This window comes from Methylobacterium sp. Leaf93 (genome assembly GCF_001422345.1).
Lineage (GTDB): Bacteria > Pseudomonadota > Alphaproteobacteria > Rhizobiales > Beijerinckiaceae > Methylobacterium > Methylobacterium bullatum.
The window spans coordinates 55681-81440 of sequence record NZ_LMMS01000029.1 but is presented as its reverse complement, the minus strand read 5'-3'; the positions used below and the strand labels follow the sequence as shown (position 1 = coordinate 81440).

Annotated in this window: 25 protein-coding genes and 1 tRNA gene; 11 read left to right on the top strand and 15 right to left on the bottom strand. The window is 65.9% G+C overall.

Features of this window, described 5'->3' with window-relative positions:
* Positions 1-7 precede the first annotated feature (7 nt).
* The 3 genes from ASF26_RS19225 to ASF26_RS19215 all read right to left on the bottom strand — a co-directional run bounded on the left by ASF26_RS19225 (position 8) and on the right by ASF26_RS19215 (position 1653).
* A complete protein-coding gene (locus ASF26_RS19225; protein WP_056257819.1) occupies positions 8-724 on the bottom strand; it encodes an LrgB family protein in 717 nt (238 codons plus the stop codon).
* Positions 721-1116 carry a CidA/LrgA family protein gene (locus ASF26_RS19220; RefSeq protein ID WP_018042548.1) on the bottom strand — a complete coding sequence of 132 codons (396 nt, stop codon included), beginning with the start codon at positions 1114-1116 and terminating at the stop codon, positions 721-723. The genes ASF26_RS19225 and ASF26_RS19220 overlap by 4 nt, the downstream gene beginning before the upstream one ends.
* Positions 1117-1185: 69 nt before the next feature.
* Complete coding sequence (locus ASF26_RS19215; protein ID WP_056257816.1) at positions 1186-1653, bottom strand: TerB family tellurite resistance protein; 468 nt, start codon at positions 1651-1653, stop codon at positions 1186-1188.
* A gap of 202 nt (positions 1654-1855) precedes the next feature.
* On the opposite strand from ASF26_RS19215, the gene ASF26_RS19210 reads away from it, so the two are divergent.
* From ASF26_RS19210 to ASF26_RS22835, 5 genes are all read left to right on the top strand, one after another.
* Positions 1856-1931 (top strand) — tRNA-Thr (locus ASF26_RS19210).
* Positions 1932-2167: 236 nt separating this feature from the next.
* A complete protein-coding gene (locus ASF26_RS19205) occupies positions 2168-2440 on the top strand; it encodes a hypothetical protein (protein ID WP_056257813.1) in 273 nt (90 codons plus the stop codon).
* Between the two features lie 512 nt (positions 2441-2952).
* Positions 2953-4200: a hypothetical protein gene (locus tag ASF26_RS22840; RefSeq protein ID WP_156463050.1), complete on the top strand. Its 1248-nt coding sequence runs from the start codon at positions 2953-2955 to the stop codon at positions 4198-4200.
* Positions 4200-5714 (top strand): FAD-dependent oxidoreductase, encoded by a 1515-nt coding sequence (locus ASF26_RS22250; protein WP_082477708.1) that lies wholly within the window; start codon positions 4200-4202, stop codon positions 5712-5714. The genes ASF26_RS22840 and ASF26_RS22250 overlap by 1 nt, the downstream gene beginning before the upstream one ends.
* A gap of 14 nt (positions 5715-5728) precedes the next feature.
* The gene (locus tag ASF26_RS22835; RefSeq protein WP_156463049.1) at positions 5729-6430 is read left to right on the top strand and encodes a hypothetical protein; all 702 of its coding nucleotides are present in this window, start codon (positions 5729-5731) and stop codon (positions 6428-6430) included.
* Between the two features lie 269 nt (positions 6431-6699).
* Here the strand turns inward: ASF26_RS22835 and ASF26_RS19195 are convergent, their stop codons facing one another.
* The 5 genes from ASF26_RS19195 to ptsP form a co-directional block, all read right to left on the bottom strand.
* Positions 6700-7932 (bottom strand): diguanylate cyclase, encoded by a 1233-nt coding sequence (locus ASF26_RS19195; RefSeq protein ID WP_056257804.1) that lies wholly within the window; start codon positions 7930-7932, stop codon positions 6700-6702.
* Between the two features lie 146 nt (positions 7933-8078).
* On the bottom strand, positions 8079-9440 hold the full coding sequence (locus tag ASF26_RS19190) for a carbohydrate porin (protein WP_056258187.1): 1362 nt from the start codon (positions 9438-9440) through the stop codon (positions 8079-8081).
* 251 nt (positions 9441-9691) lie between these two features.
* Positions 9692-11413, bottom strand: a complete 1722-nt coding sequence (locus ASF26_RS19185; protein WP_056257799.1) for a fructose-specific PTS transporter subunit EIIC — start codon at positions 11411-11413, stop codon at positions 9692-9694.
* 56 nt (positions 11414-11469) lie between these two features.
* Entirely contained in the window at positions 11470-12438 is a 969-nt protein-coding gene (gene pfkB / locus ASF26_RS19180; protein ID WP_056257794.1) for a 1-phosphofructokinase, read from the bottom strand.
* Entirely contained in the window at positions 12435-14975 is a 2541-nt protein-coding gene (ptsP, locus tag ASF26_RS19175; RefSeq protein ID WP_056257790.1) for a phosphoenolpyruvate--protein phosphotransferase, read from the bottom strand. Before ptsP ends, pfkB begins: the two co-directional genes overlap by 4 nt.
* A gap of 165 nt (positions 14976-15140) precedes the next feature.
* Here ptsP and ASF26_RS19170 point away from each other — a divergent pair, with 165 nt between their 5' ends.
* Entirely contained in the window at positions 15141-16124 is a 984-nt protein-coding gene (locus ASF26_RS19170; RefSeq protein ID WP_056257787.1) for a LacI family DNA-binding transcriptional regulator, read from the top strand.
* A 42-nt stretch (positions 16125-16166) separates the two neighbouring features.
* Here the strand turns inward: ASF26_RS19170 and ASF26_RS19165 are convergent, their stop codons facing one another.
* Complete coding sequence (locus tag ASF26_RS19165) at positions 16167-17147, bottom strand: AraC family transcriptional regulator (protein WP_244475994.1); 981 nt, start codon at positions 17145-17147, stop codon at positions 16167-16169.
* Positions 17148-17346: 199 nt separating this feature from the next.
* Between ASF26_RS19165 and ASF26_RS19160 the strand changes: the two genes are divergently transcribed.
* Together ASF26_RS19160 and ASF26_RS19155 are read left to right on the top strand one after the other, a co-directional pair.
* Positions 17347-17790, top strand: a complete 444-nt coding sequence (locus ASF26_RS19160; RefSeq protein WP_056257782.1) for a hypothetical protein — start codon at positions 17347-17349, stop codon at positions 17788-17790.
* A gap of 44 nt (positions 17791-17834) precedes the next feature.
* Positions 17835-18386, top strand: coding sequence for a DUF2380 domain-containing protein (locus tag ASF26_RS19155; protein ID WP_244475993.1), 552 nt, complete (start codon positions 17835-17837; stop codon positions 18384-18386).
* 138 nt (positions 18387-18524) lie between these two features.
* Here the strand turns inward: ASF26_RS19155 and ASF26_RS19150 are convergent, their stop codons facing one another.
* The 5 genes from ASF26_RS19150 to ASF26_RS19130 all read right to left on the bottom strand — a co-directional run bounded on the left by ASF26_RS19150 (position 18525) and on the right by ASF26_RS19130 (position 22339).
* Positions 18525-19097, bottom strand: coding sequence for an NUDIX hydrolase (locus tag ASF26_RS19150; protein WP_056257777.1), 573 nt, complete (start codon positions 19095-19097; stop codon positions 18525-18527).
* Between the two features lie 110 nt (positions 19098-19207).
* On the bottom strand, positions 19208-19444 hold the full coding sequence (locus tag ASF26_RS19145; RefSeq protein WP_056144048.1) for a sulfurtransferase TusA family protein: 237 nt from the start codon (positions 19442-19444) through the stop codon (positions 19208-19210).
* Positions 19445-19526: 82 nt separating this feature from the next.
* Positions 19527-19937, bottom strand: a complete 411-nt coding sequence (locus ASF26_RS19140; RefSeq protein ID WP_056257774.1) for a hypothetical protein — start codon at positions 19935-19937, stop codon at positions 19527-19529.
* Positions 19938-20089: 152 nt separating this feature from the next.
* Positions 20090-21457 carry a glutamate--cysteine ligase gene (locus ASF26_RS19135; RefSeq protein WP_056257765.1) on the bottom strand — a complete coding sequence of 456 codons (1368 nt, stop codon included), beginning with the start codon at positions 21455-21457 and terminating at the stop codon, positions 20090-20092.
* 129 nt (positions 21458-21586) lie between these two features.
* Positions 21587-22339 carry a 16S rRNA (uracil(1498)-N(3))-methyltransferase gene (locus ASF26_RS19130; RefSeq protein ID WP_056257761.1) on the bottom strand — a complete coding sequence of 251 codons (753 nt, stop codon included), beginning with the start codon at positions 22337-22339 and terminating at the stop codon, positions 21587-21589.
* 236 nt (positions 22340-22575) lie between these two features.
* On the opposite strand from ASF26_RS19130, the gene ASF26_RS19125 reads away from it, so the two are divergent.
* Together ASF26_RS19125 and ubiA are read left to right on the top strand one after the other, a co-directional pair.
* Positions 22576-23055 (top strand): hypothetical protein, encoded by a 480-nt coding sequence (locus tag ASF26_RS19125; RefSeq protein ID WP_056257757.1) that lies wholly within the window; start codon positions 22576-22578, stop codon positions 23053-23055.
* Positions 23056-23093: 38 nt separating this feature from the next.
* Complete coding sequence (gene ubiA / locus ASF26_RS19120) at positions 23094-24050, top strand: 4-hydroxybenzoate octaprenyltransferase (protein ID WP_056257754.1); 957 nt, start codon at positions 23094-23096, stop codon at positions 24048-24050.
* A gap of 13 nt (positions 24051-24063) precedes the next feature.
* Here the strand turns inward: ubiA and ASF26_RS19115 are convergent, their stop codons facing one another.
* Positions 24064-24576: a DUF6101 family protein gene (locus ASF26_RS19115; RefSeq protein ID WP_056258183.1), complete on the bottom strand. Its 513-nt coding sequence runs from the start codon at positions 24574-24576 to the stop codon at positions 24064-24066.
* Positions 24577-24898: 322 nt separating this feature from the next.
* On the opposite strand from ASF26_RS19115, the gene ASF26_RS19110 reads away from it, so the two are divergent.
* Positions 24899-25726, top strand: a complete 828-nt coding sequence (locus ASF26_RS19110; RefSeq protein ID WP_056257751.1) for a 3'(2'),5'-bisphosphate nucleotidase CysQ — start codon at positions 24899-24901, stop codon at positions 25724-25726.
* Positions 25727-25760 lie beyond the last annotated feature (34 nt).

The following is a 25760-nucleotide window of genomic DNA, read 5'->3' as shown; positions in this document are numbered from 1 at the left end:
GGCAGCCTCAGCGCAGGAACGTCACCGCGAGCGGCGCCAGGATCGCGGTGATGAGGGCGTTGAGGCCAAGCGCTATGCCGGCGAAGGCGCCGGCCACCTCGTTCACCTGGAACGCCCTCGCCGTGCCGACGCCATGGGCGGCCAGACCCGCCGCGAAGCCCCGCGCGCGCATGTCCTCGATGCGGAGCAGGTTCATGAGCGGGGTGACCAGGATGCCGCCGGTCATGCCGGTCAGCATCACCAGCACCGCCGCCAGGGTCGGATCGCCGCCGAGATTCTGGGCGATGCCCATGGCCACGCCGGTCGTCACCGATTTCGGCACCGAGGCGACGATGACGTCGTGCGGGATACCGAAGGCGGTTCCGAGTGTCGTCGCCGAGATCAGCGCCACCACCGAGCCGACGAGGAGGGCCGCCAGCATCGGCGCCAGCGAGCGAAGCACCGTCGCGCGGTATTCGTAGAGCGGGATCGCCAGGGCCACGGTCGCCGGCCCCAGCAGGAAGTGGACGAACTGCGCGCCCTCGAAATAGGTGGGATAGGGCGTCCCCGTCAGCTTCAGCACGCAGGCCATCAGGATGATGGCGACCACCACGGGATTGGCGAGGGGATGCCGGTTCGTCGCCGTGGCGACGCGGTCGGCCACGGCGTAGACCATGAGCGTGACGGTCAGCCACAGCAGAGGCGTGCGCGAGAGATAGACCCAGAGGGCGAAATCGCCGGTCATGGCCGCTCCCCCGGTGCGACCCAGCGCTTGACGGCCACGAAGGTGAGCGCCGTCGCCGTCAGGGTCGCCAGCGTCGAGACGACGACCACGCAGGCGAGGGCCAGGCCATGGGCTTCGAGCACGTCGAGCCGGCCGACGATCCCGGCGCCGGCCGGGATGAACATCAGCGAGAGATGGGCGAGCAGCCCTTTTCCCGAGCGCTCCAGGGTGCCGTCCACGAGGGGCGCGGCGAGGATGCGGGCGGCCTGGCCGCGCCAACGGTCCCGGACCACCATGAAGAGAAGGAGGAGCGCCATCCCGATGACGGGGCCGGGCACCGGAAGGGCCGCTCCCCGTGCCAGCGCTTCACCGACGAGCTGAGCCAGGAGGATCAGCGTCAAACTGACGATCATCGCGCCACGATCCTCCCGCCACGCCCGATATGGCCCGCCGATCCCAGAGATCGCGCCTGCAAGGCCGCCCTACGATACCGCTCCGGTCTCGGCGCCGGCGCGCGCGAGGCGGATCGCCGTGTCGTCGAACCGGAGCAGCCGCCCGAGCCGCCAGACCAGCGCTTCCTCGAATTCATGAACGGTGCCATCGGCGCTGGCCACGGACCAGGCCATCGACAGCAGCCGCGCCCGCTCGGACTCGCCGAATTCGTGGCCCATCATTTCGACCAGCAGCGCCATGTCGCGGGTCTGCGAATCGACGCTGGCCGCGCGGGCGATGAGCGCCTCGGCCTGCTCGCGGTTGCCGGCGTAGCGCCCTTCCACGAGGCGGCACAGCCGCTCCGACTCGGCCCCGTCGAGGACGCCGTCCACCCGCGCCACATGGACGAGAAGAGCGATGGCCGCCAGACGCTCGTCGACGGCCTCCGCCTCCTCCGGGCTCGCGGACAGGCCGAACGCGTCGGCGGCATAGGCACGCAAGCGGGCGATGAGGGACATGACGGTTCCTGACAGACGCCGCGAGCCTTCGAAGCCGCACCGCCCCACGTCAAGGCGGCAAGGACGCCCCCCGAACCGTCAGACGGCTTGCGTGGCACAGTTGCATCAGGAAGACGTCACCGAGCGCCTTGCCATCGGCCGATCAGACGTCTATGACCCCGCAACGATCCGACGCGACACGCAGCGTTACACCACGGATCTCGCCGCAATAGCTCAGCTGGTAGAGCACCTCATTCGTAATGAGGGGGTCGGGGGTTCGAATCCCTCTTGCGGCACCAGCATCCTTTCGAGTTGCCGGTTTGTCCGTCATGGATCTGAGCGAGCGCTCAAGCGGTTCGGCACCGAAAGTTCAGTCCATTCTTGTCCTTACAAGCTGAGCCTTCCGTTTAAGCCGGCATCGCAAGACATGGACGGGCCGAACGGTTTGAGGAGCAGGCGACTAGGTCGGTCGCCGCATGATAAATAGCTCCGTCGAGCCCGTCTGGCTCCTTGATCGGAGAGCATCGTAATCGTCATGGAAGATTGGAAAGACGGCGTCGATCCGGAGTTGTTCAATACGGATCTCAGGCCGCAGGACGATGTCGTCATTGTCGGCGATATCGAGGCCATCAATCCACGCGGCGGAAAATTGACTTTGAAGAAAGGGAGTTTCTTCAAAGTTAGAATGTTGGGAGGCATTCTGTTCTGCCGTCCCAAAGGCGGCGGAAAGCACGACGAGATCGCAGTCATGCCGGCGGACTTCCGGAACGTTCAATTCCTGCAGCTGAAGGTGGTGTCCGTTGAATGACCCGTTGCGGCGTGAGCCGAGCGCGGCGAGGCGTCTTGTCGGTCATGACGCTGTGTTCGCCATAGGGATCATTGAATGGGCCGGATACCGACCCGATGCCCTGGCAGTTAAAAGGGCGCTCAGGGCCTCTACGAGATTCTGACGCCACCAAAGCCTGGGATCAAACACTTGATGCTGTCGATGGCGTTGGCTTCGCTGCCTCAGCTGGCCTCGGCCAGCGCTGCCAGCAGCCCGGTGAGAGCCAGCGGTTGAAGTGGTTGTAAACGGTTGTAGACAAGCTATTATATTCACGACGTGGGTGATGGTGGTTCCCAAAGGCCCTCTACCGGATCAGGGCGCGCAGCGAGCAGACCTTCGGAAAGCTCAAACGCTTCAAGCGCATCGCCCTACCCTGTGAAAAACCAAAGCCAGTTTCTCAGCCTTCGCCTCCCTCGCACTCGGATTTATCTTCATAAGGTCCGTTCACACCGCCTCGTCGATTTTGATTGCAATAACTTTAAGGGAAATAAATCTTGAGTGATAATAATCCTCCGAATATTGATGCCGAAGAGATCAAAGCTGCAGGGGCTCCCAAAGCGGTTGCGGCGCTCCTGACGTCCGTTTCCGATCTCGCCGACGACGACCTCATGTCCGCAAGCCGTGCCTCGGACGGCACTCCACTCGTTATCACCAAGTCAAGCCTCGCAACGTGGATCGAGAGCATTGTTATGGATCCCCTCACCTATACCCATGATAACTCTATGAGCGTGCCCGTTACTCCGGTGACCGTCGTCGCGGTACCTGCTGATGGCGCGCGGCTCGTTGAGGTGTGGGGGCAGGTCTACGGGGACATTGGTACCGTCACATTCACGATGGCCGGAGCGACGCCAGTTCCTGCTTCGCCGCCGGGCTTCACCGTGCCGGCATCGCCTGATGGTACGCCCTTTCAATTCTCCTATCCCGAGGCAGGCGCAATCAATGCTATCGCCTCGCCGGTTCCACTCGCCACGACGCTCAAGTTTCGCACAACTACAACTCGAAATCCAAACTCAAGCTTCTCGGCGGACGCTTTTCTTGCCAGCCTGACGGCGTCTCTCAGTGATTCGCAGCTTGCGGCGACCAAAATCTTGTACGAAAGCCTTCAATCGGCAGGTATTCTTGCCCGACATTCCTCCGGTGGTGTATATATCTGGCTTGCTGGCAATGAAGTCGACGCGTTGCGTAATTGGGCCGGCGGGCCATCATTAATGACGATCGCTAGCCCATTGTTTACGCCCTGGTCGGGATTTTCATTTGATGGCGCGTCTCAGGCATTACGGACGCAAGTCATGATGCCAGTGTCAGGGATGCAGGACGATCACACACTTGGCGTCTATTCGGACAGCACGACAGTCATTGGCCCTAATAAAATTGCCGGCGGCTGCGGGTCTATTTCCATTGGTTCAAATCGTACCGAGAAATGCTCGGCAGTGCGCAGCAGCAGTGCGACGAGCGATGTGGTAAATTTTAACGGGATGGGAGGCCTGCAAATGGTGACCCGTACCTCGCCTGAGTACTTCATCGCAACACGAAACGAGATCGATATCCCCGTGAAGCGCGTTTCCGTCGCGTCCAAGTCGCGGGAAGTTTACTTCGGTGCGATTGGGGGCGCATCCATGCCGATCAATTTCTGCCCTCTCGATTTGAAAGCAGGCCTGTTTGGCCCCTCATTAACGCGTCAGCAGCGGGAGGCGTTTCGAGTGGCCTTCCAAGTTTTCAAGAATTCCGTAGAAGCCCGATAATGCCCTTTTTTGATGTCCTCATCTATGGTGCGACAATGCCAGGCATCGTCGCTGGCACTCGTCTCGCACGACTTGGCTATTCAGTGGGAATTCTGGAATGGACGCCATTTGCCGGCGGTCTCACTACAGGTGGCCTCGGCATTCCAGATTATGTAAACAGAACTCAGAACTGGGGTATTACGCACGAATATTTCCAGGCAGTCGAGGCTGCTGCTAAAGCGTCTGGTGCCACGGAGGCGACCTATGGACGCCACTCCACCAGTGGATTGATCCGCCGCTTTACGCCGGGCTGGGCGCGAACCGCGCGGGACGCCTTGCTGGCAACGCCGGGTCTTACCCTAATCACGGATATCGAGCTCCAAGAGGTTACCAAGGACGCGGTCACGAAACAGCTTTTAGCCGTGACCGCAAACGGTGTGACCTACACGTTTCGCGCCTGGGCCGATGCTTCCTACGAGGGAGACCTACTCCGCATGGCCGGAGTAACCATGACCTTTGGCCGCGAAGGACGTGCAAGCTACGATGAGTTTGCCGCTGGATATCAGCCTCAGTGGTCGCGTTTTCGCTCAACCCCTTTCACCACCGCCCGAGGAGATCGTTTCCGCTACGCAACACCGGTTCCCACTGGGATGCGAGGGCAGGCTGATTACAAGACACAGGCCTATAGCTTCCGGATGACCCTTTCGACCGAACCGAACCGCCGGACGTTCGAGCCGCCGCCCGGTTACAAAGCAGCCGATTTCGTTGACTTTGTGAATCAAGCCAACGTGAGTCGTTGGTATACTATTAAGAATTTATCGTCATATCAGTCTCCCACGCCATTCCTCCACTCCACAAATGGTGGAGATGTGCGCGCACTTGCATGGGAGTATCCCCGCCTCTATTCAAAGGTAGATCGCCTGAGATTTCAAGAGCGCATGTTCTACATTGTAGCTGGCCGGTATTATTCAGCTATGACAGATTCTGCCTCGCCTGCGGCGTTACGCGGCAGCATCGCCAAACATGGCTTACCCGCTCACGAGAACTCGTCCGAATTCATCGGCACACCGGGCTGGTCTTCAGCAATATACATGCGTATCGTCAATCGTATGGTCGGCCAATACGTTCTGTCATGGAAAGATGCTACTGTTCCGTATAACAGCAGCAAACCCGATCCTATTTGCCTCGGCGGTTACCCAATCGACAGGCATGCAATCCACTTTTTTGCAGCCATGGACGGTGGTCATTACCGTGAAGGCGCTCCGCAAGATCCGGGGCGGAAGATTTATCAAGTGCCGTTTCGCGCAGTGAAGCCTCACCCTTCACAGGTAACGAACGGTCTTGCCATCGTTCCGGTATCCATGACCGACATCATTGCCTGCTCCTACCGCATGGAACCAACATGGATGGTCACGGGGGATGCGTGTGGGATCGCTCTCGCCCTCGCCCTTGAACAGAACATCCCCATTGCCAATCTCGCCTATGGCGCTCTGCGAGAGCGTCTCGTCGATGCTGGCGCTCGCATCACCCCCTGACGGAGCGGAACAGTATGGGCATCTCAATCGGTCGCGGTGGTACCAGTTCCACTAGAGACACCTCGACGCAAACGATTATAGGCGAAGCTGGTCAAGTCTATAAAAACGGCACACAACTTTACACCCGCGAACCTTATGCCGCCGAACCAATGTATATCACCCATGCTGATACCATTAGCGGACCACCTCGCTGGGGGATCCGCCCCACCTATTATCAGCTTGGCGCGCTGATCGGCGCGAAAGGCCATACGACGAGCGATCAGGGATTCCAAATAAAGGGTGCCTTTGAGTATATTATTCAAAAAATAATCATTTGTCATGCTTCGGCTGCGCCGACTACGATGGTGGGAGGACTTTATACAAATCTGGGAAAGGGCGGCGATGCCATCCTGCCTGCGGATCAAATCTACACAACACTCACCGGCGACGCCTACAGCATCATACAGATAAACATACCACCCGCATTACGTGCGGCGGACTGGCTCTATTTGTCTCTCACCACTCCGAACGACGAAGCGATTACCTTTGATGTCTTGGTCTACGGAGAGCAGATCGTCCCGATGGAGGTACCCCCGATGGATGACGCCCCGTATGCCAGTATGGGCGCCAAGCCGTCATCAGCAGATGGAAACAAGTCGCACTCTGCTGATAGATTTAAAAAAACAAAAAAGGCTCGGTTGGCCAGAAAGTTGTCGCGTCAAAGGTCGAGTAGTTAGATGCTGTTATTGATTTTTGTGGATCGAAACTCAGATTAGGAGGCATGAACCTTTCGCGCGCTGCTGCCCCATCCAATGTCTTTGATGATGAATGGGCGCAAGTCGCCCTCTACCTAACGCTGTTGCGGAAGGACGCGCGGCAGCGTGGATACAGATTGCGTGGGGCGTTCAACGGAATGCGCCGCGCTTGTCACTCGGTCCGAGTACAAATCGTTAAGCGATCAGATTATGCCGCGTCATCGGTCTCCGGTGCCCGAACGGATGAAGAGTTAGGCGGCCTGTTCGGTCTGTCGGCTTGAATTCGTCGGCGGGACCACGGCATGGGTTTCCACGCGATTCCGACCGGCCCTTTTGGCTGCATAGAGCGCCGCGTCCGCGGCACTGAGCAGTTGCGAGGCGGTTAGGCCCACATGCCGGGTCGCGCCGTGGGCCGCGGTCACGCCGATGCTCACGGTGACGACACCGCCATCCGGCAGGCCGGGATGGGGAATCGCCAGGTCCATCACCGCCAGCCGCAGGCTTTCGCCCACATCGCCGATCGTCTCGGTCGTGGCCCCGGGAACGAAGGCAGCAAATTCCTCGCCGCCGTAGCGGCAGACCAGGCCACCCCAGCGAGCGAGATCGCGTTTCAGGGTGTCGGCGACGCTCACCAGGCAGCCATCGCCCTCGGCGTGGCCGGCCGTGTCGTTAAGACGCTTGAAATGGTCAATATCGACGAGGAGCACGCCGAACCATTCGTGTCGGGTCGCGGCAAGCTCCCAATGTTCATTTAGTTGCTCGGTGAAGAGCCGGCGGTTCGCGGCACCGGTGAGAGGGTCGGTCTCCGAAAGGATCGTGAGGCGGGCGCAGGCCCGGGCCAGTTCGTCCGCCTGTTCCCTCTCCCGCAGACCGAGGAGGAAACTCTTCTTGCGGTCCCATTCGCGCGAATAGGCGAGCTTGATCGGCACCAGGATGAGCGCCGCCACGAGGAGGGGCACGCCCGTATGCCCATCCGGTCCGAACCCGGACACGAAGACGAAGCCGACATACAGCAGAAATGCCGATCCGCAGAACCACAGGCTGTAGCGGAACGACAGGGGCGAGATCATCCCAACGATGAGGGGAACGATGGCGGCGAGGATGAGGTAGGTGTCGGCGTGTTCCTGTGGCACGATCCTGGCGCTGTTGAGGATGATCGCCATGTCCGCGAGTGCCGTGATCGTCGCGGCCGCTCCCTGCCGGCGCAGGGAGGGCCGCCCGCGCAAAGCCACGATCCACCCCAACGCGAGGGGAATGAAGACACCGACCGTCAACCCGGCGGGCACCGCGATCGCATCGCGGCCGAACAGGTCGAAATCGATTTTCAACGAAATGATGTTGAAGAGGACAAAGACCAGCAGCCACGACTGCAAGTACAGGCCACGCGGAGGCACGTCCTCGGCATGGTATTGAGCTTCGAGGCGCTGCGGCAGGCGAAGGCGATGCCAGGGCCGGCTCAATCCGACCTCGATGGACGTGGGCATCAGGTCACGACGCTCCGGCGCGGTTAGTTCAACTGTTCCACCGCATCATAAAATGAGAGCACCGTAAACGCAAAGGTCCCCCTTCCCCGCTTCGGTTGGCGTTTCGACGGCGCAGCGACGAGGCGCGAGCCGATCGGGGGGACGCATCAATCGGAGCCGGGGCCTTTCGCAAAGCCGGCCAGGGTGAAGAGGTCGACGGACAGTTTGGCGCCGACGACGAAGGCATCCGGAATGGGCTTGCGATAGGTGGGAAACCGGGTCTGGTCCGGGTCGACAATGTATTGCAGGTTCGGCGTCAGGCGGATCGCGGGCGTGACCTGGATGCCGTAATTGAGCTCCATCATCACCTGCCGGCTCGGGATCTTGCGATCGATGCCCAGCGCGGCCTTGGCCAGCCGGATGTTCTGCAGGGCGAGATCGCTGAACGCCTGCGTGTTGATGACGAAGCCCGGCGTATCGAAGGGCCGGCCGGCGAAGGTGCCGGTCTGCAGGGCGCCGATCTCGAGGAAGTAATCCTCGTTGAGACGCCCCGACGTGCCGGCCATGGCGACGCCGAACAGGGTCAGCCCCTGGGGCGCGGTGGGGTCGGGCCGCCAGACCATCTGGTCGAACCGGGCATAGACGCCCGAGCGCCCGAACCGGGTGCCGAGGGGCAATCCGGTGAGAACCGCCGGCCGGCCGGTGACGTCGCGCATGGGATCGACATAGTCGGAGGCGTCGTACCAGCCGCCGATCCCGTAATTGCGCGGCAGGCGATCGTTGGCGAAGGTGGTGGAATAGCCGAGCTCGAACGGCATGATCGCGCCGGTGGCGCCCTTGGTGGAGAAATCGAGGCCGTTGTCGCCCGGCTGCTGGTGCAGCGGGTTCACCTCGTAGATTCCGCCATGGACGAACACCCTGTCGGTGAGCCAGGCCTTGGCGTGCGCGCCCCAGCTCGCCACCGGCCAGAAGGTGAAGTTCGAGGTCTTGAACACGAAGGTCGGGTTGCCGCAGGCGGAATTCGATTGAAAATTGCAGTAGATCGGTGAGTTGAGGAAGGCGATGTTGGCAACCAACCGCCCGAACTCGACGTCGAGCCGATTGTCGAACAGCTTCTGCTGGTAGCTGAGCAGGGTGAGCCGCGTCGTCTGCCCGCCGCCGAAGATCTCCTGGACCGACGTGTTGTTGCCGATGGAATCGTCGGAGAGGCTGCGCCCGTGGCGGTTGGTGACCGCGATGTGGAACGAGCCGCCCGCGATCCCGGCGAGACGGTCGAGGTCGCCGTCGATGCCGAAGAAGAGCTGCCCCGCGTAGGCCGAGCCCTGGCGGATGCCGCCGATCGGGTTCGCGGCTGCCTGGCCGGTGTAGTTGGCGCTCAACGCGAGTCCATTGCCGATATCGAACACACCGACCGGCAGGGTCGCCGGGGTCGCGCTCTGCCCGAGGGTATCGGCGGCACCGGCCGCGCTCTCGGCGCCCGTGTTGTCCTGGCCGTCCGGCTGGCCGGCGGTCGTGCCGCGCGGCGCCATCTGCGCGAGGGCCCCGGACGTCGTCGCCGCGCAAAGCGCGAGCGCTGCGAGTATCGTCGATCCTGCCTTCATCCTGTTCCCCCTCGATGATTCCGATGCTGTCGCGGATCCGCTCCTGCTGCCGGCTCCGATGCGTGTCCCTCTCCCCTCCGCGGGAGCGAGGGTCGGGAGAGGGGAGCGCGTTGTCCGGAAAGGTCGTCCCCTCTCGTGCCTGCTCCGCAAAGGGGCGGGAAGGGTCTCGATAGGGGCCTTCAGGCCGACCGCGTCTTCAGCAGCCCCACCATCAGGCCCGTGACGACCGTCCCGGCGACGAGGGCGATCACGGCCCAGGGCAGGTTCGTGACGGCGTTGGGGATCGGCAGCACGAACAGGCCGCCATGGGGCACCTTCAGGGTCACGCCGGCGGCGAGCGCGATGGCACCGGCCAGGGCCGAGCCCGCCACCATGGCGGGGATCACCCGCAGGGGGTCGGCCGCCGCGAAGGGAATCGCGCCCTCGGTGATGAAGGCGGCGCCGAGCACGGCTGCCGCGCCGCCGGCCTCGCGCTCGGGTTGCGAGAAGCGGTTCGGGAACAGCCGGGTGGCCAGCGCGATCCCGAGCGGGGGCGTCATGCCGCCGAGCATCACCGCCGCCATGGGCGCGTCGACGCCGGAGGAGAGGAGGGCCGCGGCAGAGGCATAGGCGGCCTTGTTGATCGGGCCGCCCATGTCGACGGCCATCATCCCACCGAGGATCAGGCCGAGAACGAGGGCGCTCGCCCCTTGCATGCCCTTCAGCCAATCGGTGAGCCCGGCCAGAATCGCGGCGACGGGCACGCCCACCACGTAGACCATCAGCAGGCCGGTGATGGTGGTGGCGAGCAGCGGCAGGATCAGGACGGGTTTCAACCCTTCGAGATTCCGGTGCAGCCGGATGTATCGATTGAGGACATGCGTGGCGTAGCCGGCGATGAAGCCCGCCGCGATGCCGCCGAGGAACCCGGCCTGGAGGTTCGCCGCCAGCATGCCGCCGATCATGCCCGGTGCGATGCCGGGCCGGTCGGCGATGGAATAGGCGATGTAGCCGGCCAGTGCCGGGACGATGAGGGCGAAGGCCGCCTTGGCGCCGATCTCGCCCAGGGCGTAGCCGAGGCTGCCGGCATGGTCCGGCTTCATCGCGTCGATGCCGCCGACGGCGAAGGCCAGGGCGATGAGGAGGCCACCCGCCACCACGAAAGGCAACATGAAGGAGACGCCGGTCATCAGATGCTTGTAGGCGCCGGCCCTGCTCTCGGCGGCGGCCGGCCGGGATGGCGTCTCCTCCGTCTCGGCACCGTGGAGCTGCCCCTGGACCTGCGCTTCGGCGAGAGCGGTGGCGATCAGCCCTTTCCCGTCGCGGATCGCCGCCTTGGTGTTGGTGGCGTAGAGCCGCTTGCTTGAAAAGCGGGAGCGGTCGACCCCGGTATCGGCGGCGATGAGGACGATGTCGGCCGACGCGATCTCGGCGGCGGTGAGCGCATCGCGGGCACCCACCGAACCTTGCGTCTCCACCCTCACCTCGTGGCCCAGCGCCTGCGCGGCGGCCTGGATGCCTTCGGCCGCCATGAAAGTGTGGGCGATGCCGGTGGGGCAGGAGGTGACGGCGACGATCCGCATCCTGCCGCCCGCGTCGGGCGCTGCCGGCGCGGTGTCACTGCCCGCCAGGAAGCGACCGAGCACCGAATCGGCGTCGGTCAGCACCTCCTCGATACCGATCCGGACCTTGCGCATGGTGCCGAAACGACCCTCCCCGAGATCGCCCTCTCCGATCAACAGGACGGAATCGCCCCGGGCGATGGCGGATTCGGCCAGTGGATTGCCGCCGACCCCCTTGCCCCTGAGTTCGAGGTCGAGGGCCTGCCCGAGGCGGGCGGCGGCCTGGCGCAAGGCCTCACCGGCCAGCACCGCATGGGTGCCGAGATCCCCGCCCCCGACGACGGCCAACATCTGGGCCATGGTTTCCTCCGCCTGTTCTTGGTTGTGTCCGGGCCGCGCCCTTCGGATCCATCACCTCAGGGTGAGGTTCGGGGTGGGACGTTCATGGTCTCGACCCGCACGGTCTCGACGATGGCGAGGATCGTCCCTCGGCTCGGCAGATTGGCGCCGGGAAGGGTCAGCTTGCCGGCGGCGAAGGCCAGCGCCAGCCGCGCGGTCTCGGCGAGGGGCAGGCCCGCATGGAGGCCGGCGACGAGGCCCGCCACCAGGGCATCCCCCGCCCCCACGGTGCTCGACACTTCCGTCGGCGGCGGATGGGCGAGGAGCGCCTCGTCCCGCGTGACGAAGAGGGCGCCGTCGCCTCCCAGCGACACCACCACGAGGGGAATGCCGCGGGCGACCAGGCCACGCGCCGTGGCGACGACCTCCGGCAGGGTCTCGAGGGGCCGGCCGGCCCAGTCCGCCAGTTCCTGGCGGTTGGGCTTGATCACCTCGGGCAGGTGATCGGACGCGAGGGCCGCCGTGAGGGCCGGGCCGGACACGTCCAGCACCACGCGGACGCCGCGCGCCGTCAACAGCTGCGTCAGGGCCGCATAGGTCTCGACCCCGAGCCCCCCCGGCAGGCTGCCCGCGAGGACGACGAGGCTCCCCTCCGTGGCGACTTGGCGCAGGACCGCCCGGATGGTGTCGAGCGCACCCGACGTCGCGGCGAGGCCTGGCAGGTTGATGTCCGTGGTGTCGTTGGTGGCGGCGTCGAGGAGTTTCAGGTTGGTGCGGGTCTCGCCGGGGATCCAGGCGAAGCGGTCGTCGATCCCCTTGCGGGCGAACAGGGCCTCGAACGGGGTGGCGTTGTCCGAGCCGAGGATGCCGGTGGCCGAGACCTTCAGGCCCCAATCGGCGAGGCAGGAGGCGACGTTGACGCCCTTGCCGCCCGCATCCGAGCGCACGGCGCGTGCCCGGTGGACGTGACCCGGCGTCAGCGCGTCGAGGGTGACAGTCTGGTCGATGGCCGGGTTGAGGGTGACGGTGACGATGGCGGCGCTCATGCCTCGGCTCCTTCGAGGGCGCGGACGGCGGCGGCGTCCTCCCGGTCGCAGGCGCGGGCGGCGAGGGCCCGCAGCGCGCTCATCTCCGAGGCCCGGAGCCGCGCCTTCACGGCGGGGACGTCGCGGGGCGTCATCGAGAGTTCGTGGACGCCGAGGCCGGCGAGGAGGCTCGCTCCGAACGGATCGCCGGCGATGCCGCCGCAGACGCCCACCCAGCGCCGGTGCCGCGCCGCGCCCGCGCAGGTCATCCGGATCAGGCGCAGGACGGCCGGGTGCAGGCTGTCGGCCTCCGGTGCGAGTTCGGTGTTCTGCCGGTCGATGGCGAGGGCGTATTGCGTGAGGTCGTTGGTGCCGATGGAGAAGAAGTCGCAATATGTCGCCAGGGCATCGGCCTGGATCGCGGCGGCGGGCACCTCGATCATGATGCCGATGGGCAGTTCCGGCGCGTCGAGTTCGGCGCGGATACGCTCGCAATGGCCGCGCAGGGCGGTGATCTCGGGGATCGAGGTGATCATCGGAAACATGATCGACAGCGGGGCGTCCTTGCCCCCGGGCGCGTCGGCCGCGATCCCGTCCCTGGCCGCGCGGTAGAGGGCGCGCAGCTGCGGCTCCATCAGGTCCGGCCGGCGCAGCAGAAGGCGCGCGCCGCGCACGCCGAGGAAGGGGTTCTCCTCCCTCGGCAGGTGGAGATGCGCCACCTGCTTGTCGCCGCCTATATCGAGCGCCCGCACGATCAGGGGCCGGCCCTCCAGGGCGCGCAGCATGGCGCGGTAGGTGGCGTATTGATCGTCCTCGGAAGGGGGGTCGCCCCGTTCCAAGAACAGGAACTCGGTGCGCATGAGGCCGACGCCTTCCGCGCCCTGGTCGAGGGCCAGCGGCACCTGCTCGGAAGTGTTGACGTTGGCGCCGATGGCGACGGAATGCCCGTCCCTGGTGCGGGCGGGGAGCGCGCGCTCACGCGCCTCTTCCTCGTCGATGGCGCGCTGGCGGTCGCGCCAGTCGCGGGCCGAGGCGAGGTCGGCCTCGCTCGGATCGAGGTAAAGCCGGCCGGTGCCGCCGTCGAGGATCGCCGATCCGTGGTTCTGCAATGCCATCAGCGTCGGCCCACCGGCCACCATCGCCGGGATGCCGAGGGTGCGGGCGAGGATCGCGGTATGCGAGGTCGGGCCGCCCTGCGCCGTGGCGAGGCCGATGACGTGGGACGGATCGAGCCCGGCGGTGTCGGAGGGCGCGAGATCGGCGGCGATGAGGATGCAGGGGACGTCCGGCAGATCGTGGCCGCTCTTCAGCGAAGGGTCGATCTGCGCCAGCACGCGCCGGCCGACATCGCGCAGATCGGCGGCGCGGGCGGCCAGGACCGGGTTGCCGAGGGCCGAGAGCCGCCCGGCCATCCGCTCCACCGCCGCATTCCAGGCGAAGGCGACTCCGTGGCCCTCGACCATGAGCTGGCAGGCCAGCGTGATCAGGTCGGTATCGGCGATGAGTTCGCCCTGAGCGCGGAAGATGCCGGCATCGGCCTTGCCGAGGCGGCGCTCGGTATCGTCGGCGAGCGCCCTCAACTGACCTCCGGTGGTGGCCAGCGCCGCGTGCAGGCGGTCTCCCCCGGTGGTGAGCGGCTCCGGCTCGTCCGGCACCGCGATCTCGACGGTGGCCAGCACATGGATCGGACCGATGCTGATGCCGGGGCTCGCCCCGATTCCCGCGATGGTGCGCGGCGAGTCCGACGGGTTCCAGCCGGCGACCGGCCCGGCCGCCCTGGCGGCGGCGTCTTCGGCGGCCTTCGCTGACGCTTTTTCGCCTGCGGTGAGAGAAGTGACTGCGGCGCAGACCTTTGCCAGCGCACCGGCCTCGTCGTCGCCCTCGGCCGAGATCGTCACCTCGTCGCCGCAGCGCAGACCGAGCTGGAGCAGGGCGATGAGGTTCTTGGCGTCGGCGATCTCCGATCCGTGCCGGACCTGGATGCGGGCCGGGCAGAGCCGCGCCACCTCGACCCAATGCGAGGCCGGCCGGGCATGGAGACCGGTGGGATAGTCCACGGTCCAGTCGAAGCGCTGGCGAAGGTCGGCGGCGGGGCCGGCCGACCCCGTCACGGGCGTATCCTCGGAGAGGGCCGCCGCGATGTCCTCCTTGGCGCCGGTCTTCCGCAGGGTCGCGAGGCGCGCCTCGTCCTGGATCAGCCGCGTGAGCCGGCGCAGGATCGTGATGTGGGTATCCGATTGCGCCGCGATGGCGACCACGAGGTGGGCGATCTGGCCATCGTGCCACGCCACGCCGTCCGGCACCTGAAGGATCGCCAGCCCGCTCTCGCGCACCAGATGGCGGTCGTCGACCATGCCGTGGGGGATGACCACGCCGTGGCCGAGATAGGTGTTCGCCACCGTCTCCCGGCGCAGCATGCTCGCGCCATAGGCCGCATCGATGCAGCCCCCCGTCACCAGCAAGTGCGACGCCTCGCGGATGGCGTCCTCCTTGGTCGCGGGCGTCGCGCCGAGGCGGATCAGCAATCGGGGTGTCAGGACCGGCGTCGGTGCGAGCATGGCGTGCCCTCCCTGTTGTCGTTGATGGCAATGAAAACGTTTTCACTCTTTCTGTCAATGACGACCGGCGAAATAATTCAGCTTGCCGCCTTGCCGACTTGGAACGGGAATGCCAGAACGTCGTCATGGTGCTGAAAACGTTTCCTCCCGCCTGAGGCCGTCCCCATGACGATCGGCATCCGCGACGTCGCCCGCGCCGCCGGGGTCTCCACCGCGACGGTCTCGCGCGCCCTCGGGCGCGGCCCCGTCAGCGAGGCCTTGAAGCGTCAGGTGGAGGAGGCCGTGCGCCTCACCGGCTATCGCCCGAACCTGTCGGCGCGGCGCCTGCGCTCGCAAGCGACCCGGACCATCGGGCTGATCGTCGCCGACATCCGCAACCCGTTCTTCACGGCGGTGAGCCGGGCCGTGGAGGATGCGGCCTATGCGGCCGGCATGCGGCTGATCCTGTGCAACACCGACGAGGATCCCGACCGCGAGGCGATGTATCTCCGGCTGATGGAGGAGGAGCGCGTCACCGGCGTGATCTTCGCGCCCACGCGGATCACGGCGGACAGGCTCGCCGCCCGCGACCTCGACGTCCCCGTCGTCTTCATCGACAGGACCGGACCGCCCGGCGCCCATGACAGCGTCGTTCTCGACAACGAGGCCGCCGCCGCCCTCTTGGTGGACCATCTGATCGGATGCGGCTACCGGCGGATCGGCGGCCTGTTCGGCTCCACCTCGTCCACCGCCCGGGAACGCCGGGCCGGCTACGAGACGGCGATCCGGCGCGCGGGCCTCGTGCCCGACATGCGCTCGGCACCACCCAACGCCGCCGCTTCCGAACTCTGCGTCGGCCGCTGGCTCTCGGAGGCGACGCCTCCCGACGCGCTGATCCTCTCCAACGGGCTGATGCTGATGGGGGCGGTGCGTGCCGCGCGGTCGGCGGGCCTCGGCGTACCGGACGATCTCGGCCTTGCCGGGTTCGACAACGATTCCTGGACCGACCTCGTCGATCCCGGCCTCACGGTGATCGAGCAACCCGTCGCCGAGATCGGCGCCCAGGCCATGTCGCTCCTGTTCGACCGCCTGAAGGCGCCGGACCAGCCGATCCGCAAGGTCACCCTGAGCGGACGGCTGGTGGTGCGGGGGTCTTCGCAGCGAGGGTGAGGGATGTCAGTTCGTTGGGTATCGTCGACCCGATCTTACCCTTCAAGAGACTTTGGTTTGCCGCCCGACGCAGACGTCTCGCCGCCAGCGACTTGGTGTCGTTCCCGTCCACTCCAAGAACGCTCGAGTGAAATGGGAGGTATCCGCATAGCCGAGCTCACATGCGATCCGTGCGATGGATAGTGTTTCCCCAGTCAGCAAGGTCTTGGCGCGCTGAGCCATGATACGATCCCGGATGTCGGAGTACCGCGTCCCCAAATCATCCAATCGACGCTGCAAGGTTCGGCGGGAGAGGCCAAGGCGGCGCGCGACTCCATCAATGGAGGGTCGCGCTTCGTCCAGGTCGAGTTCGATCAGGTGGGCGACGCAGGCCGCGAGATCATCGCCGATCGGCTCGTCCTCCGCCGTCGCCAGCCGGTCAGGATCGTCGCGGTTCGGGTTGGGTGTGTCGAGGTGGAACGCGGGAAAGATCAGGCCTGCCCGCGACCCGAATGCGATCTCGGAGCCGAACTGTTCCTGGATCTCGCCGCGCCCGGACATGGTCGCGCCTGTCACCACGGCGTGGTCCGGCCGCCATGTCGGTCCGAGAAAATGGCGCACCGTGCCAAGCAGATAGCCGAGCGCCAGGATTTCGTTGGCCTGTCGCCCACTCTCGATCCGTTCGAGGACGGTGTATCCATAGAAGGCGTTCGCACCTTTCCGGCGCAGTCCCGTCCAGGTCGCGGTCTGGAGAAGAAGCGGTGTGACGATCTCCACCCGCGCCAGGGCCGATCCAAGTGTCTCGGCGGTACGGACCTGTACGCCAATGGGTCCGAGACCGGCTATCCCGATACCCGTCGACAGTCGTGCAGGCAGGGAGGGGTCACCGATCTCGCGAATGGCCGCATTGACAAGCCTGAGTTGATCACGCAGCAGGATCAGTCGGTCGGGCGTGTCGAGGAGCGTGAGCGGTATCTCGGCTCGCCCGAAGACCCGTGTCAGCGAGCCGCCGGCCGCCGATACCGCCTCGGCGATGGGTCCCATCGTCCGTGCCCTGGTCAGACCGTATCCCGCCATAAACGTTTCCCGCCACAAGGGTCGATGCGTTGGCACCAAATGGCAAGAGCGAGCGCAGGAGCCGGTGTAGGTCTGCGGATGCCGACGGGTACGGTCGACTTGCGAGAATGACGATGTCGCAAGACGCCAGCGCTCGGTAACGGCCAAGTCGCAGCCGGAGAACGCTATGGCAACATTCGCATTCGACGACCGCCACATTACGTGGCGGACCGTCGATGGCTTCGATCACGCCGCTTACCACATCCTGAATGTCGACGAGAACGCTCGGATCGTCGACCTGCTCTTCAAGTTCGCGGCAAACGAGCGGATCGCCCTGCACAGGCACGGCGCGGCCTATCGCACCCTCGTCCTGCAGGGTGAACTGAGGATCTACCGTTCGGACGGAACGCTGAAAGAAATCCGCCCGGTCGGTAGCTATGTTGCGGGACAGGCGGGGGGTGAGCCCCACACCGAGGGCGGCGGCAATCAGGACGTGATCGTCTATTTCACGAACCGCGACATCGACGGGCCAGTCTACGAAATCCTCGACGAAAGCCATGCGGTCATCGCGACCTTCGGCATGCCCGAGTTCAAGGCGCTTTTCGAGGCCCAGGGCGCCAGAGGTGCATGATGGTCAACGCTCTTAACATGGGCAGACACAGTCGGAGCGCAACGATGCGGATTGGTACGACGGCGTGGGTCCAGGGTAGCAACAGCCTCGCGACGATGGGTGCGGTTGGGCTACTGCTTGCCGCTCTCGCTTCACCATGCGCTTACGCGGCGGAGGTGTCGCAAACGTCATTGGTCGTCTTACCGATCAAGCTGCTCGACACGTCGGGTGAACCAACGGATCAAACCTCTGAGCACACCGAGCGACTTGCGCGATTGGCCGATGGACTCGCGACCAACCTGACCCGTTCCGGGCTGTATCGAGCGACAGTCCTGCCGGCCGACAATCTCCGGCAGGATTGCCCGTCCGAAGCCGTTGCCTGCCTGCTGAAGGCCGCACAGACGCGCGGCGCCGAACTCATCCTCGTCGGCGTCGTCCATAAGAGCAGCACACTCATCATGCAGCTATGGGCGCGTTTGGTAGATGCCCGTTCGGGCCAAGATCTATACTCGCGAGACCTTAATTTCCGTGGCGATACGGACGAGTCCTGGCAGCGGGCGGAAAGATTCCTAGTAGCCGAGATCCGTGACGAAACAATAAAAGTCCACGGAAAGTGATTTTAAAGAAACGATCTCGTCGTAGGTTGAATTTCCAGTATCGAACTCATAAAATTTACAACTAGTTCTCGCACCAATTATACTTTTATCCGTCGTATAGATGCGGAGAAGCTATTTCCACCCTTGGCAGATGCATTCCTACGCCCCCGCAAACAATTCCGGCCGGCGCAGCCGCAGCGCGAAAAGCAACACCAGGGTCTTCATGTCGGTGATCTCGCCCTGGTCGCTCATGGCGGCGAGGGTGGCGAGGGGCATCTCGTGGACGGTGATGGTCTCGTGCTCGTCGGCGAGACCGCCCCCGGGGCCGGAGCGGTCGGCGGCGGTATAGGCGCCGAGGAAGAGGTCCATCTGTTCGGTGGAGATGCCGGGCATCGACCAGCCGGTCGTCAGCCGTTCCAGGGGGCCGAGGCGGACGCCGGTCTCCTCGAAGGCCTCGCGGCGGGCGCCGTCCTCGGGCTCGGATTCGTCGAGGAGCCCGGCCGGGACTTCGAGGAGCGACAGGGTGCCGGCGGCAAAGAAGGTGGGCGGCCGGAACTGTTCCACCAGCAGGGCCACGCGGCGCTCGGGATCGTAGGGCAGCACCCCGACGGCGCGGCCGTGATCCTCGATCTCGCGGGTCAGGCGCGTGCCGTCCGGCATCGTGACCTCGGCCACGAGAAATCGGCTCCAGCCATCGTGCAGGATGCGGGTGCCACGGATCACCGGCGCCATCGATTCGTTCCCGTCTTCCGGCCGCGGGCGGTCGCGCGGCCTTCTTCGGGATCACCTAACCGCGAGTTGCCGCATCAATGAGGCGAAGACGGTGCGGAATGAACGAGTTTTCAGGCGCCACCCTTCTCGATGGTGAAGCTGAAGACGCCGTCGTCCCGGCCCTGACCGACGAGACGATCGCCCTCCTGAGTAACGAGATGGGGGATGTCGATCACCGAGACCGGATCTGTGCAGAGCACGGTCAGTTGCGCCCCCGGTTCCAGGCCGCGTAGGGCCTTGCGGGTGCGCAGCACCGGCAGGGGGCATTTCAGGCCGCTGAGATCGAGGACGGGCGGCGCGTCGGTCATATCAGCCCCGCGATACGAAAACCCCGCCCGAGGCCGGAGCCTGGAGCGGGGCGTGAGCCGAAGACGAGGCTCGGTGGAGATGTCAGTAGCCGTAGGCCGGATAGCCGTAGGCCGGGGCGTAGCCATAGGCGGGCGCGTAGCCATAGGCCGGGGCATACCCGTAGCCGGGTGCGTAGCCGCGGTCGTAATAGCCGTAGCGGGGAGCCTGGCTCGCCGCGATGGCGCCACCGATGATGCCGAGGGCGGCGCCCGCAGCGATAGCTCCACCGATACCGGGTCCACGGCGATAGCCGCCGCCGTAATAGCCGCGACGGTAGCCGTAGCCGCCGCCGTAATAACGGCCGTATCGCACGGTCTCCACGGCCGAACCGCTGCCGGCGACCTGCGCCGAGGTCAGCGCGGGCATCGGGGCGGCCTGTGCGCCGGAGAGAGGAGCTGCCGCAAGACCGACGGCGGTCGAACCGGCAAGGACCAGAGACATGATGCGCGACATGCGTGCGATCTCCTAATTCGAGTGAACCTGATCCGTAAAAACACCATCTCCGATGAACCGTTCCGGAACAGAGGAGGCACTATCGGCCGGACGTGTGCTCCGACACAATTGTCGCGACGCGAGGACATGGTTTCATGGTCAATGGCGTCTCTTCAGAACACGCATTCGGTGAAGGCCGGCTCCACGGAGCGGCGCCACGGACCTTCGTAATCGGTGAGCCTGTCCTCCGCCCGCGAACGACCGCTGGCGACGATGGCTTCCAACGGTTGCAGATGAAGTGTCTCGTCGCGCCCCTGCTCATCGCGGCGCCCGCGCGCCTCGAGTCCCTTGCGGGCGATGGCCAAGGCTTCCGCCGCCACGGTTCCAAGACTGCGGCCCGCGATCGGCGTGGCAAGGCCGAGGCGCGGGACCATGGCGCGCAGGCATTCCCGCTCAGAGGCGCTCCAGGCCTTGGCAATGTCCCAGGCCGCTTCGAGCCCGGCCTCGTCGTAGAGAAGGCCGACCCAGAAGGCCGCCTGCGCCACGATCATGTCCGCGCCGCCCACATCAGAGCCGCGCATCTCGATGTAGCGCTTCAGCCTGACCTCGGGGAAAGCGGTGGAGGCGTGGTTGGCCCAGTCGGACATCGTGGCCCGCTCGCCGGGAAGGGCCGCGAGGCGCCCCTCCATGAGGTCGCGGAACGAGGCGCCGCTGACGTCGTGATAGGTCTCGCCGCGCTTGACGAAATACATCGGCATGTCGAGCAGCCAGTCGACATAGGCCTCGTAGCCGAACCCGGCCTCGAAGGCGCGGGGAAGCATGCCGGTCCGGTCGGCGTCGGTGTCGCGCCAGATCTCCGAGCGGCGGGAGAGGAAGCCGTTGGGGCGGCCATCGGTGAAGGGAGAATTGGCGAACAGAGCCGTCGCCACCGGCTGCAGCGCCAGGGCGACGCGCATCTTGGCCGCCATGTCGGCCTCGGAGGAGAAGTCGAGATTCACTTGCACCGTGGCGGTGCGCAACATCATGTCGAGGCCGAGGGAGCCGACCTTGGGCATGTAGCCGGCCATGATCTTGTAGCGGCTCTTGGGCATGACCGGCGTGCCCTCGCGCGTCCATTTCGGGCTCATGCCGAGGTCGAGGAAGCCGATGCCGAGGGGATCGGCCGCCCGCGCGGTGGCTTCGAGATGGATGCGCAACTCACGCTCGGTGGCGTGGACGTCCGGAAGCGGCGCGCCGGAGAGTTCGAACTGCCCGCCGGGCTCGAGGGAGATCGCACCGCCATCCGCGCCGGCGAGGCCGATCAGGTGGCCCGCATCCTCGATCGCCTCCCAGCCGGTCTCGCGCGCGACGCCTTCGAGCAGAGCACGGATGCCGGTCTCGCCCTCGTAGGGGACAGGCGTGTTGCCGTTTCGGTAGAACGGAACCTTCTCGTGCTCGGTACCTACGGCGAAGCGCTCGCGCGGTTTCTCGCCCTCGGCGAACCACGCGATCAGTTCGTCCCGCTTGGTCAGCGGTGTGGTGTCGGACGTATCGCGCGCCATGCGCTGCCTCGTGGTGAAGGTCGTTTGTGGTGAGAGGCGCGCCGGACCGCAGCGGAGGAGCCTCCTGAGAGATGGCGACTCCTTAGTCCAGCGGCGAGGCAGGAACAACGTAGGCCAAGGGAGGCCCGCTCAGCGAGTGTCGCCGAGCACAGACTGCACCAGAGCCAGTGCCACCACGGCGGCGGTGTCCGCGCGCAGGATGCGTGGTCCGAGGGACAGCGCCACGGTGTTCGGCCGGGCGGCGATCATGTCCCTCTCCTCCGGCGAGAACCCGCCTTCGGGCCCAATCAGCACGGCCAGCGGCGGTGGCGCCGCCGGATCCGCCGCCTCGCGCAGGGCCGCCACGGGATCGATGACGGGGGCGTCCTCGTCGCAGAAGACGAGGAGGCGAGCGGGGTCGAGCTCCGCAAGGGCAACGGGAAGCCGGACCGCCTCGGGGAGATCGGGAATCGCCAGGATGCCGCATTGCTCGGCCGCCTCGATGGCGTTGGCGCGCAGGCGATCCAGGTTGATCCGCTCGCCCTGGGTGTAGCGGGTGAAGACGGGGCGGATGGTGCCGGCGCCCATCTCCACCGCCTTCTGGGCCAGGTAATCCAGCCGGGCGGCCTTCAACGGCGCGAAGAGGTAGTGCAGGTCGGCCCTATCGGGTTGCGGGCGCAGCCGCCCGACGACGATCAGTTCCGCGCTCTTGCGGCCGTTCTGGGCGATGCGGGTGCGCCACTCGCCGTCGCGCCCGTTGAAGACGAGGACCGGATCGTCCGGGCCGCGTCGCAGGACGTTCAGCAGGTAGTTCGCCTGCGCGCGTTCCAGCGGGAGAACCGTCCCTTCGCGGAGCTCCGGCTCGACGAAGAGGCGCGGGGCGGTGAAGTCGTACTGTGCCATGGATCGGGGTGGTCGCTCGCGGCACCAAACCTGTCAACGCGCAAGAGCGGCCAGGGTGATGCGAAAACGCAACAGCGTCGGATTATGTCGCGTTTCCCCAAGCGCATTTATTACCGCCCGTTTACGTCTCGAAAGACGCCACATTCCTATGGCGAGACGTCTTGCAGGATAGGCAATCGCTCCGGCGGCCACGAATCGGGCACCGGTGGGGATTGGGGGAGAGGGAAGCCTAGCTAATGTCATCGAAGACCATCGCGGCGGTCGCCGGAGCCCTGCTGGGTTCCGCCCTCCTCGCCGGCCCTGCTTTCGCGCAGAACGCGGAATGCGGCGACATCCAGAAGACGCTTCAGTCGCGCAAGGATCTCGTGGCCAAGGCGAATGCCGCCTCGAACTCGAAGAAGAAGATGACCCCGGCCGAGGCCTGCGCCCTGTTCGGCAAGCTGCAGGCCAACGGCAACGAAGGCGTCAAGTGGATCGCCGCCAACAAGGAATGGTGCTCGATTCCGGATTCCTTCGCCGAAGGCTTCAAGGCCGACCATCTGAAGGTCGCCGGCATCCGCACCAAGATCTGCGGCGTCGCCGCCCAGGCCGCGAAGATGGAAGCCCAGGCACGGGCGCAGGCCCAGAACGGCGGCGGCGGCGGCGGTGGCGGTGGCGGCATGCTCGGCGGCCCCGGCCTCACCGGCAGCCTGAAGATGCCGCAGGGCGCGCTCTGAACCTTGGCTGAGTCGCCGCGTCACGGCCTCGTTTCCGCATGGCGGGCGTGACCTCCCGGCCCGGTGCGGATGGCAGGGTCGCGGATGCGGTCGCCGGGCACTGGGTCGATCGTCTCGCCCCGCGCGGCCTGCGCCCCTATCTCAGGCTGGCGCGGATCGACCGTCCCATCGGATGGTGGCTGCTGCTGCTGCCATGCTGGTGGTCGGCCGCCCTCGCGGCGCTCGCCGGCCACAAGCCGTTTCCGGACCCGGCCCATCTCGTCCTGTTCCTCATCGGCGCCATCGCCATGAGGGGGGCGGGGTCGACCTACAACGACATCGCCGACCGCGACCTCGACGCTCAGGTGGAGCGCACGCGCTCGCGCCCCCTCCCCTCCGGGCAGGTGCGGACACGCTCCGCCGCGATCTTCCTGGTGCTGCAGGCGCTGGTGGGGCTGGCGGTGCTGTTGCAGTTCAACCGTACCGCCATTCTCGTCGGCATGGCGTCGCTCGTGCCGGTGGCGATCTATCCGTTCATGAAACGGGTGATGTCGATGCCCCAGGCAGTGCTGGGCCTCGCCTTTTCGTGGGGCGCGCTGATGGGGTGGGTCGCCGCCTTCGGCGATCTCGGCGCACCGGCGCTGCTGCTCTATGCCGGCACGGTGGCGTGGGTCGTCGGCTACGACACGATCTACGCGGTGCAGGATATCGAGGACGACGAGATCGCCGGCATCCGCTCCTCGGCCCGCTTGTTCGGACGCGGTTTAAGGCCGGCCATCGGCCTCTGCTACGCGGTTTCGGTCGCTTCCATCGCCGCCGCATCGACCCTGGCGGGGGCCGGCCCCGTGGGCGCTCTCGGCGTCACCCTCTTCGCTCTCCATCTCGGATGGCAGGTCGTCCGTCTGAAACCCGGCGACGGGCGCGGGGCGCTCAGGCTCTTCCGCTCTAACCGCGATGCCGGGCTGATCCTCTTTGCCGGACTGGCGGCGGATGCCGTCTGGCAGGGGCTGTCCTGAGCCCGATCCGGCCTCAGGACAGGGCGCCGCCGACGATCTCGTTCTCGCCGCGATAGATCAGCGGACGCACGGGCAGCACGCCGGTCTTGCGGCGGACGAGGAAGCGCGGGCGACGGCCGTTGAGCAGGCCGTGGCGGCGGCGGGCGCGAGTGGTGCCGAGGGCGACTCGGCCGAGCTGCCGCGACACGACGGCGAGGGTGCCGTCTTCCCGCACGATCATCCGCGGCAGGCCCGTGCGGGCCGAACAATCGCGCCAGATCGCCACGACATCCTCGTCACCGTAAGGGCCGAGGCGGCCGAGCGTGGTGCCGGCGCCATCCACCAGAAGAAGCGCGAAACGGTCTTCGTCGCACGCATCGCTGTCCTCGGAGGCGAAAGCGAGGGCGACGCCGACGGCTTCGGTGCCGCCACCGATGCGGCCGGTGATCGGAAGCGACGAGGGGGGAAACGTCGTGGTGGGCAGCGTGACACCGTCCTGGAGGCAGGCATCCGCAGCGGTGCCGACAGTTGTCTCGGTCTGATTCATGTTTGAGAAAGTGTTCATCGGATCGACGCCCTGTTGGTGTGGTCGGCCTCTTGAGGGCCGCCTCTTATGACAAGCAGAATCACGTCTAACCTCATCACACCAGCTTAATAGCCAGAGTTAAGCGATGGTGGATGGGCCGGAAGCGTTCGGAATGCTCAACACTTCCTTGCCGCATTCGTCAGGATCCGGGGGCATCGCCCGCGCGCGATCCTTGTGGGCGTCGCGGGCTCACCCTACAAAGAAATGGATCCCTTGCACCGCCCTGCGCGTGGAAGACGGATTCGCCGCCGCCACCGATAGAACCCCGACGATCCGGAGACGCATGTCCGACACGATGTCGCCCAAAGCCGCCCAGGCGCTGCTTCCCGCCCTGAGGGAGGCGATCCGTGAGGCGGCGTCCCTGGCCCTCCCCTTCTTCAGGTCGGGGGCGCAGACGACCGCGCGGACGTGGTCGAAAGCCGGCGGGTCGCCGGTGACGGAAGCCGACGTCGCGGTGGATACGTTCCTGAAGATCCGACTCAGCGCGCTACTGCCCGAGGCGGCCTGGCTGTCGGAGGAAACCAGCGACGATGCCATTCGGCTCGGCTCGGACCTCGTCTGGATCGTCGATCCCATCGACGGGACGCGAGCCTTCCTCACCGGCCACCCGGACTGGTCGATTTCGGTGGCGCTCCTGGCGGGCGGACAACCGATCCTCGGCTTCGTCCACGCGCCGGTTGCCGACCGGTTCTACGAGGCCGTGGCGGGGGGCGGGGCGACCTGCAACGGCGCGCCGCTGTCCGTCTCGACCCAGACCGGCCTCACGGGGGCGAAGGTGACCGGACCGAAGCCGATGATCGACAAGCTCGCGCGTGGCGGCTCGACGAACGGCGAGGCCGTCGCTGTCCGGATCGTCCCTCGGGTGCCGTCCCTTGCCTTGCGGGTGGCGCGGGTCGCCGAGGGATCGATCGATGTCGGCCTGGTCTCGTCCGATGCGCGCGATTGGGACCTCGCCGGGGCGGATCTACTCCTTCGCGAGGCGGGCGGATCGGTGAGCGACCTGAAAGGAACGCGCACGACCTATAACCGCCCGGACCCCGTCCACGGCGCCCTCATCGCAATGTCGCACGGCTTGCGCGACGATGTCGTCGCGGCCCTGACGCGGGGATGATGTCGTCTCTCCGCGTCTCCCCATAAGCCCCCTC

What these genes read in the sequence shown, in the direction of transcription:
- ASF26_RS19225 (WP_056257819.1), bottom strand. Translation starts at nt 724, where the DNA reads ATGACCGGCGATTTCGCCCTCTGGGTCTATCTCTCGCGCACGCCTCTG.
- ASF26_RS19220 (WP_018042548.1), bottom strand. Translation starts at nt 1,116, where the DNA reads ATGATCGTCAGTTTGACGCTGATCCTCCTGGCTCAGCTCGTCGGTGAA.
- ASF26_RS19215 (WP_056257816.1), bottom strand. Translation starts at nt 1,653, where the DNA reads ATGTCCCTCATCGCCCGCTTGCGTGCCTATGCCGCCGACGCGTTCGGC.
- ASF26_RS19205 (WP_056257813.1), top strand. Translation starts at nt 2,168, where the DNA reads ATGGAAGATTGGAAAGACGGCGTCGATCCGGAGTTGTTCAATACGGAT.
- ASF26_RS22250 (WP_082477708.1), top strand. Translation starts at nt 4,200, where the DNA reads ATGCCCTTTTTTGATGTCCTCATCTATGGTGCGACAATGCCAGGCATC.
- ASF26_RS22835 (WP_156463049.1), top strand. Translation starts at nt 5,729, where the DNA reads ATGGGCATCTCAATCGGTCGCGGTGGTACCAGTTCCACTAGAGACACC.
- ASF26_RS19195 (WP_056257804.1), bottom strand. Translation starts at nt 7,932, where the DNA reads ATGCCCACGTCCATCGAGGTCGGATTGAGCCGGCCCTGGCATCGCCTT.
- ASF26_RS19190 (WP_056258187.1), bottom strand. Translation starts at nt 9,440, where the DNA reads ATGGCGCCGCGCGGCACGACCGCCGGCCAGCCGGACGGCCAGGACAAC.
- ASF26_RS19185 (WP_056257799.1), bottom strand. Translation starts at nt 11,413, where the DNA reads ATGGCCCAGATGTTGGCCGTCGTCGGGGGCGGGGATCTCGGCACCCAT.
- pfkB (WP_056257794.1), bottom strand. Translation starts at nt 12,438, where the DNA reads ATGAGCGCCGCCATCGTCACCGTCACCCTCAACCCGGCCATCGACCAG.
- ptsP (WP_056257790.1), bottom strand. Translation starts at nt 14,975, where the DNA reads ATGCTCGCACCGACGCCGGTCCTGACACCCCGATTGCTGATCCGCCTC.
- ASF26_RS19170 (WP_056257787.1), top strand. Translation starts at nt 15,141, where the DNA reads ATGACGATCGGCATCCGCGACGTCGCCCGCGCCGCCGGGGTCTCCACC.
- ASF26_RS19165 (WP_244475994.1), bottom strand. Translation starts at nt 17,147, where the DNA reads ATGGGACCCATCGCCGAGGCGGTATCGGCGGCCGGCGGCTCGCTGACA.
- ASF26_RS19160 (WP_056257782.1), top strand. Translation starts at nt 17,347, where the DNA reads ATGGCAACATTCGCATTCGACGACCGCCACATTACGTGGCGGACCGTC.
- ASF26_RS19155 (WP_244475993.1), top strand. Translation starts at nt 17,835, where the DNA reads ATGCGGATTGGTACGACGGCGTGGGTCCAGGGTAGCAACAGCCTCGCG.
- ASF26_RS19150 (WP_056257777.1), bottom strand. Translation starts at nt 19,097, where the DNA reads ATGGCGCCGGTGATCCGTGGCACCCGCATCCTGCACGATGGCTGGAGC.
- ASF26_RS19145 (WP_056144048.1), bottom strand. Translation starts at nt 19,444, where the DNA reads ATGACCGACGCGCCGCCCGTCCTCGATCTCAGCGGCCTGAAATGCCCC.
- ASF26_RS19140 (WP_056257774.1), bottom strand. Translation starts at nt 19,937, where the DNA reads ATGTCGCGCATCATGTCTCTGGTCCTTGCCGGTTCGACCGCCGTCGGT.
- ASF26_RS19135 (WP_056257765.1), bottom strand. Translation starts at nt 21,457, where the DNA reads ATGGCGCGCGATACGTCCGACACCACACCGCTGACCAAGCGGGACGAA.
- ASF26_RS19130 (WP_056257761.1), bottom strand. Translation starts at nt 22,339, where the DNA reads ATGGCACAGTACGACTTCACCGCCCCGCGCCTCTTCGTCGAGCCGGAG.
- ASF26_RS19125 (WP_056257757.1), top strand. Translation starts at nt 22,576, where the DNA reads ATGTCATCGAAGACCATCGCGGCGGTCGCCGGAGCCCTGCTGGGTTCC.
- ubiA (WP_056257754.1), top strand. Translation starts at nt 23,094, where the DNA reads ATGGCGGGCGTGACCTCCCGGCCCGGTGCGGATGGCAGGGTCGCGGAT.
- ASF26_RS19115 (WP_056258183.1), bottom strand. Translation starts at nt 24,576, where the DNA reads ATGAATCAGACCGAGACAACTGTCGGCACCGCTGCGGATGCCTGCCTC.
- ASF26_RS19110 (WP_056257751.1), top strand. Translation starts at nt 24,899, where the DNA reads ATGTCCGACACGATGTCGCCCAAAGCCGCCCAGGCGCTGCTTCCCGCC.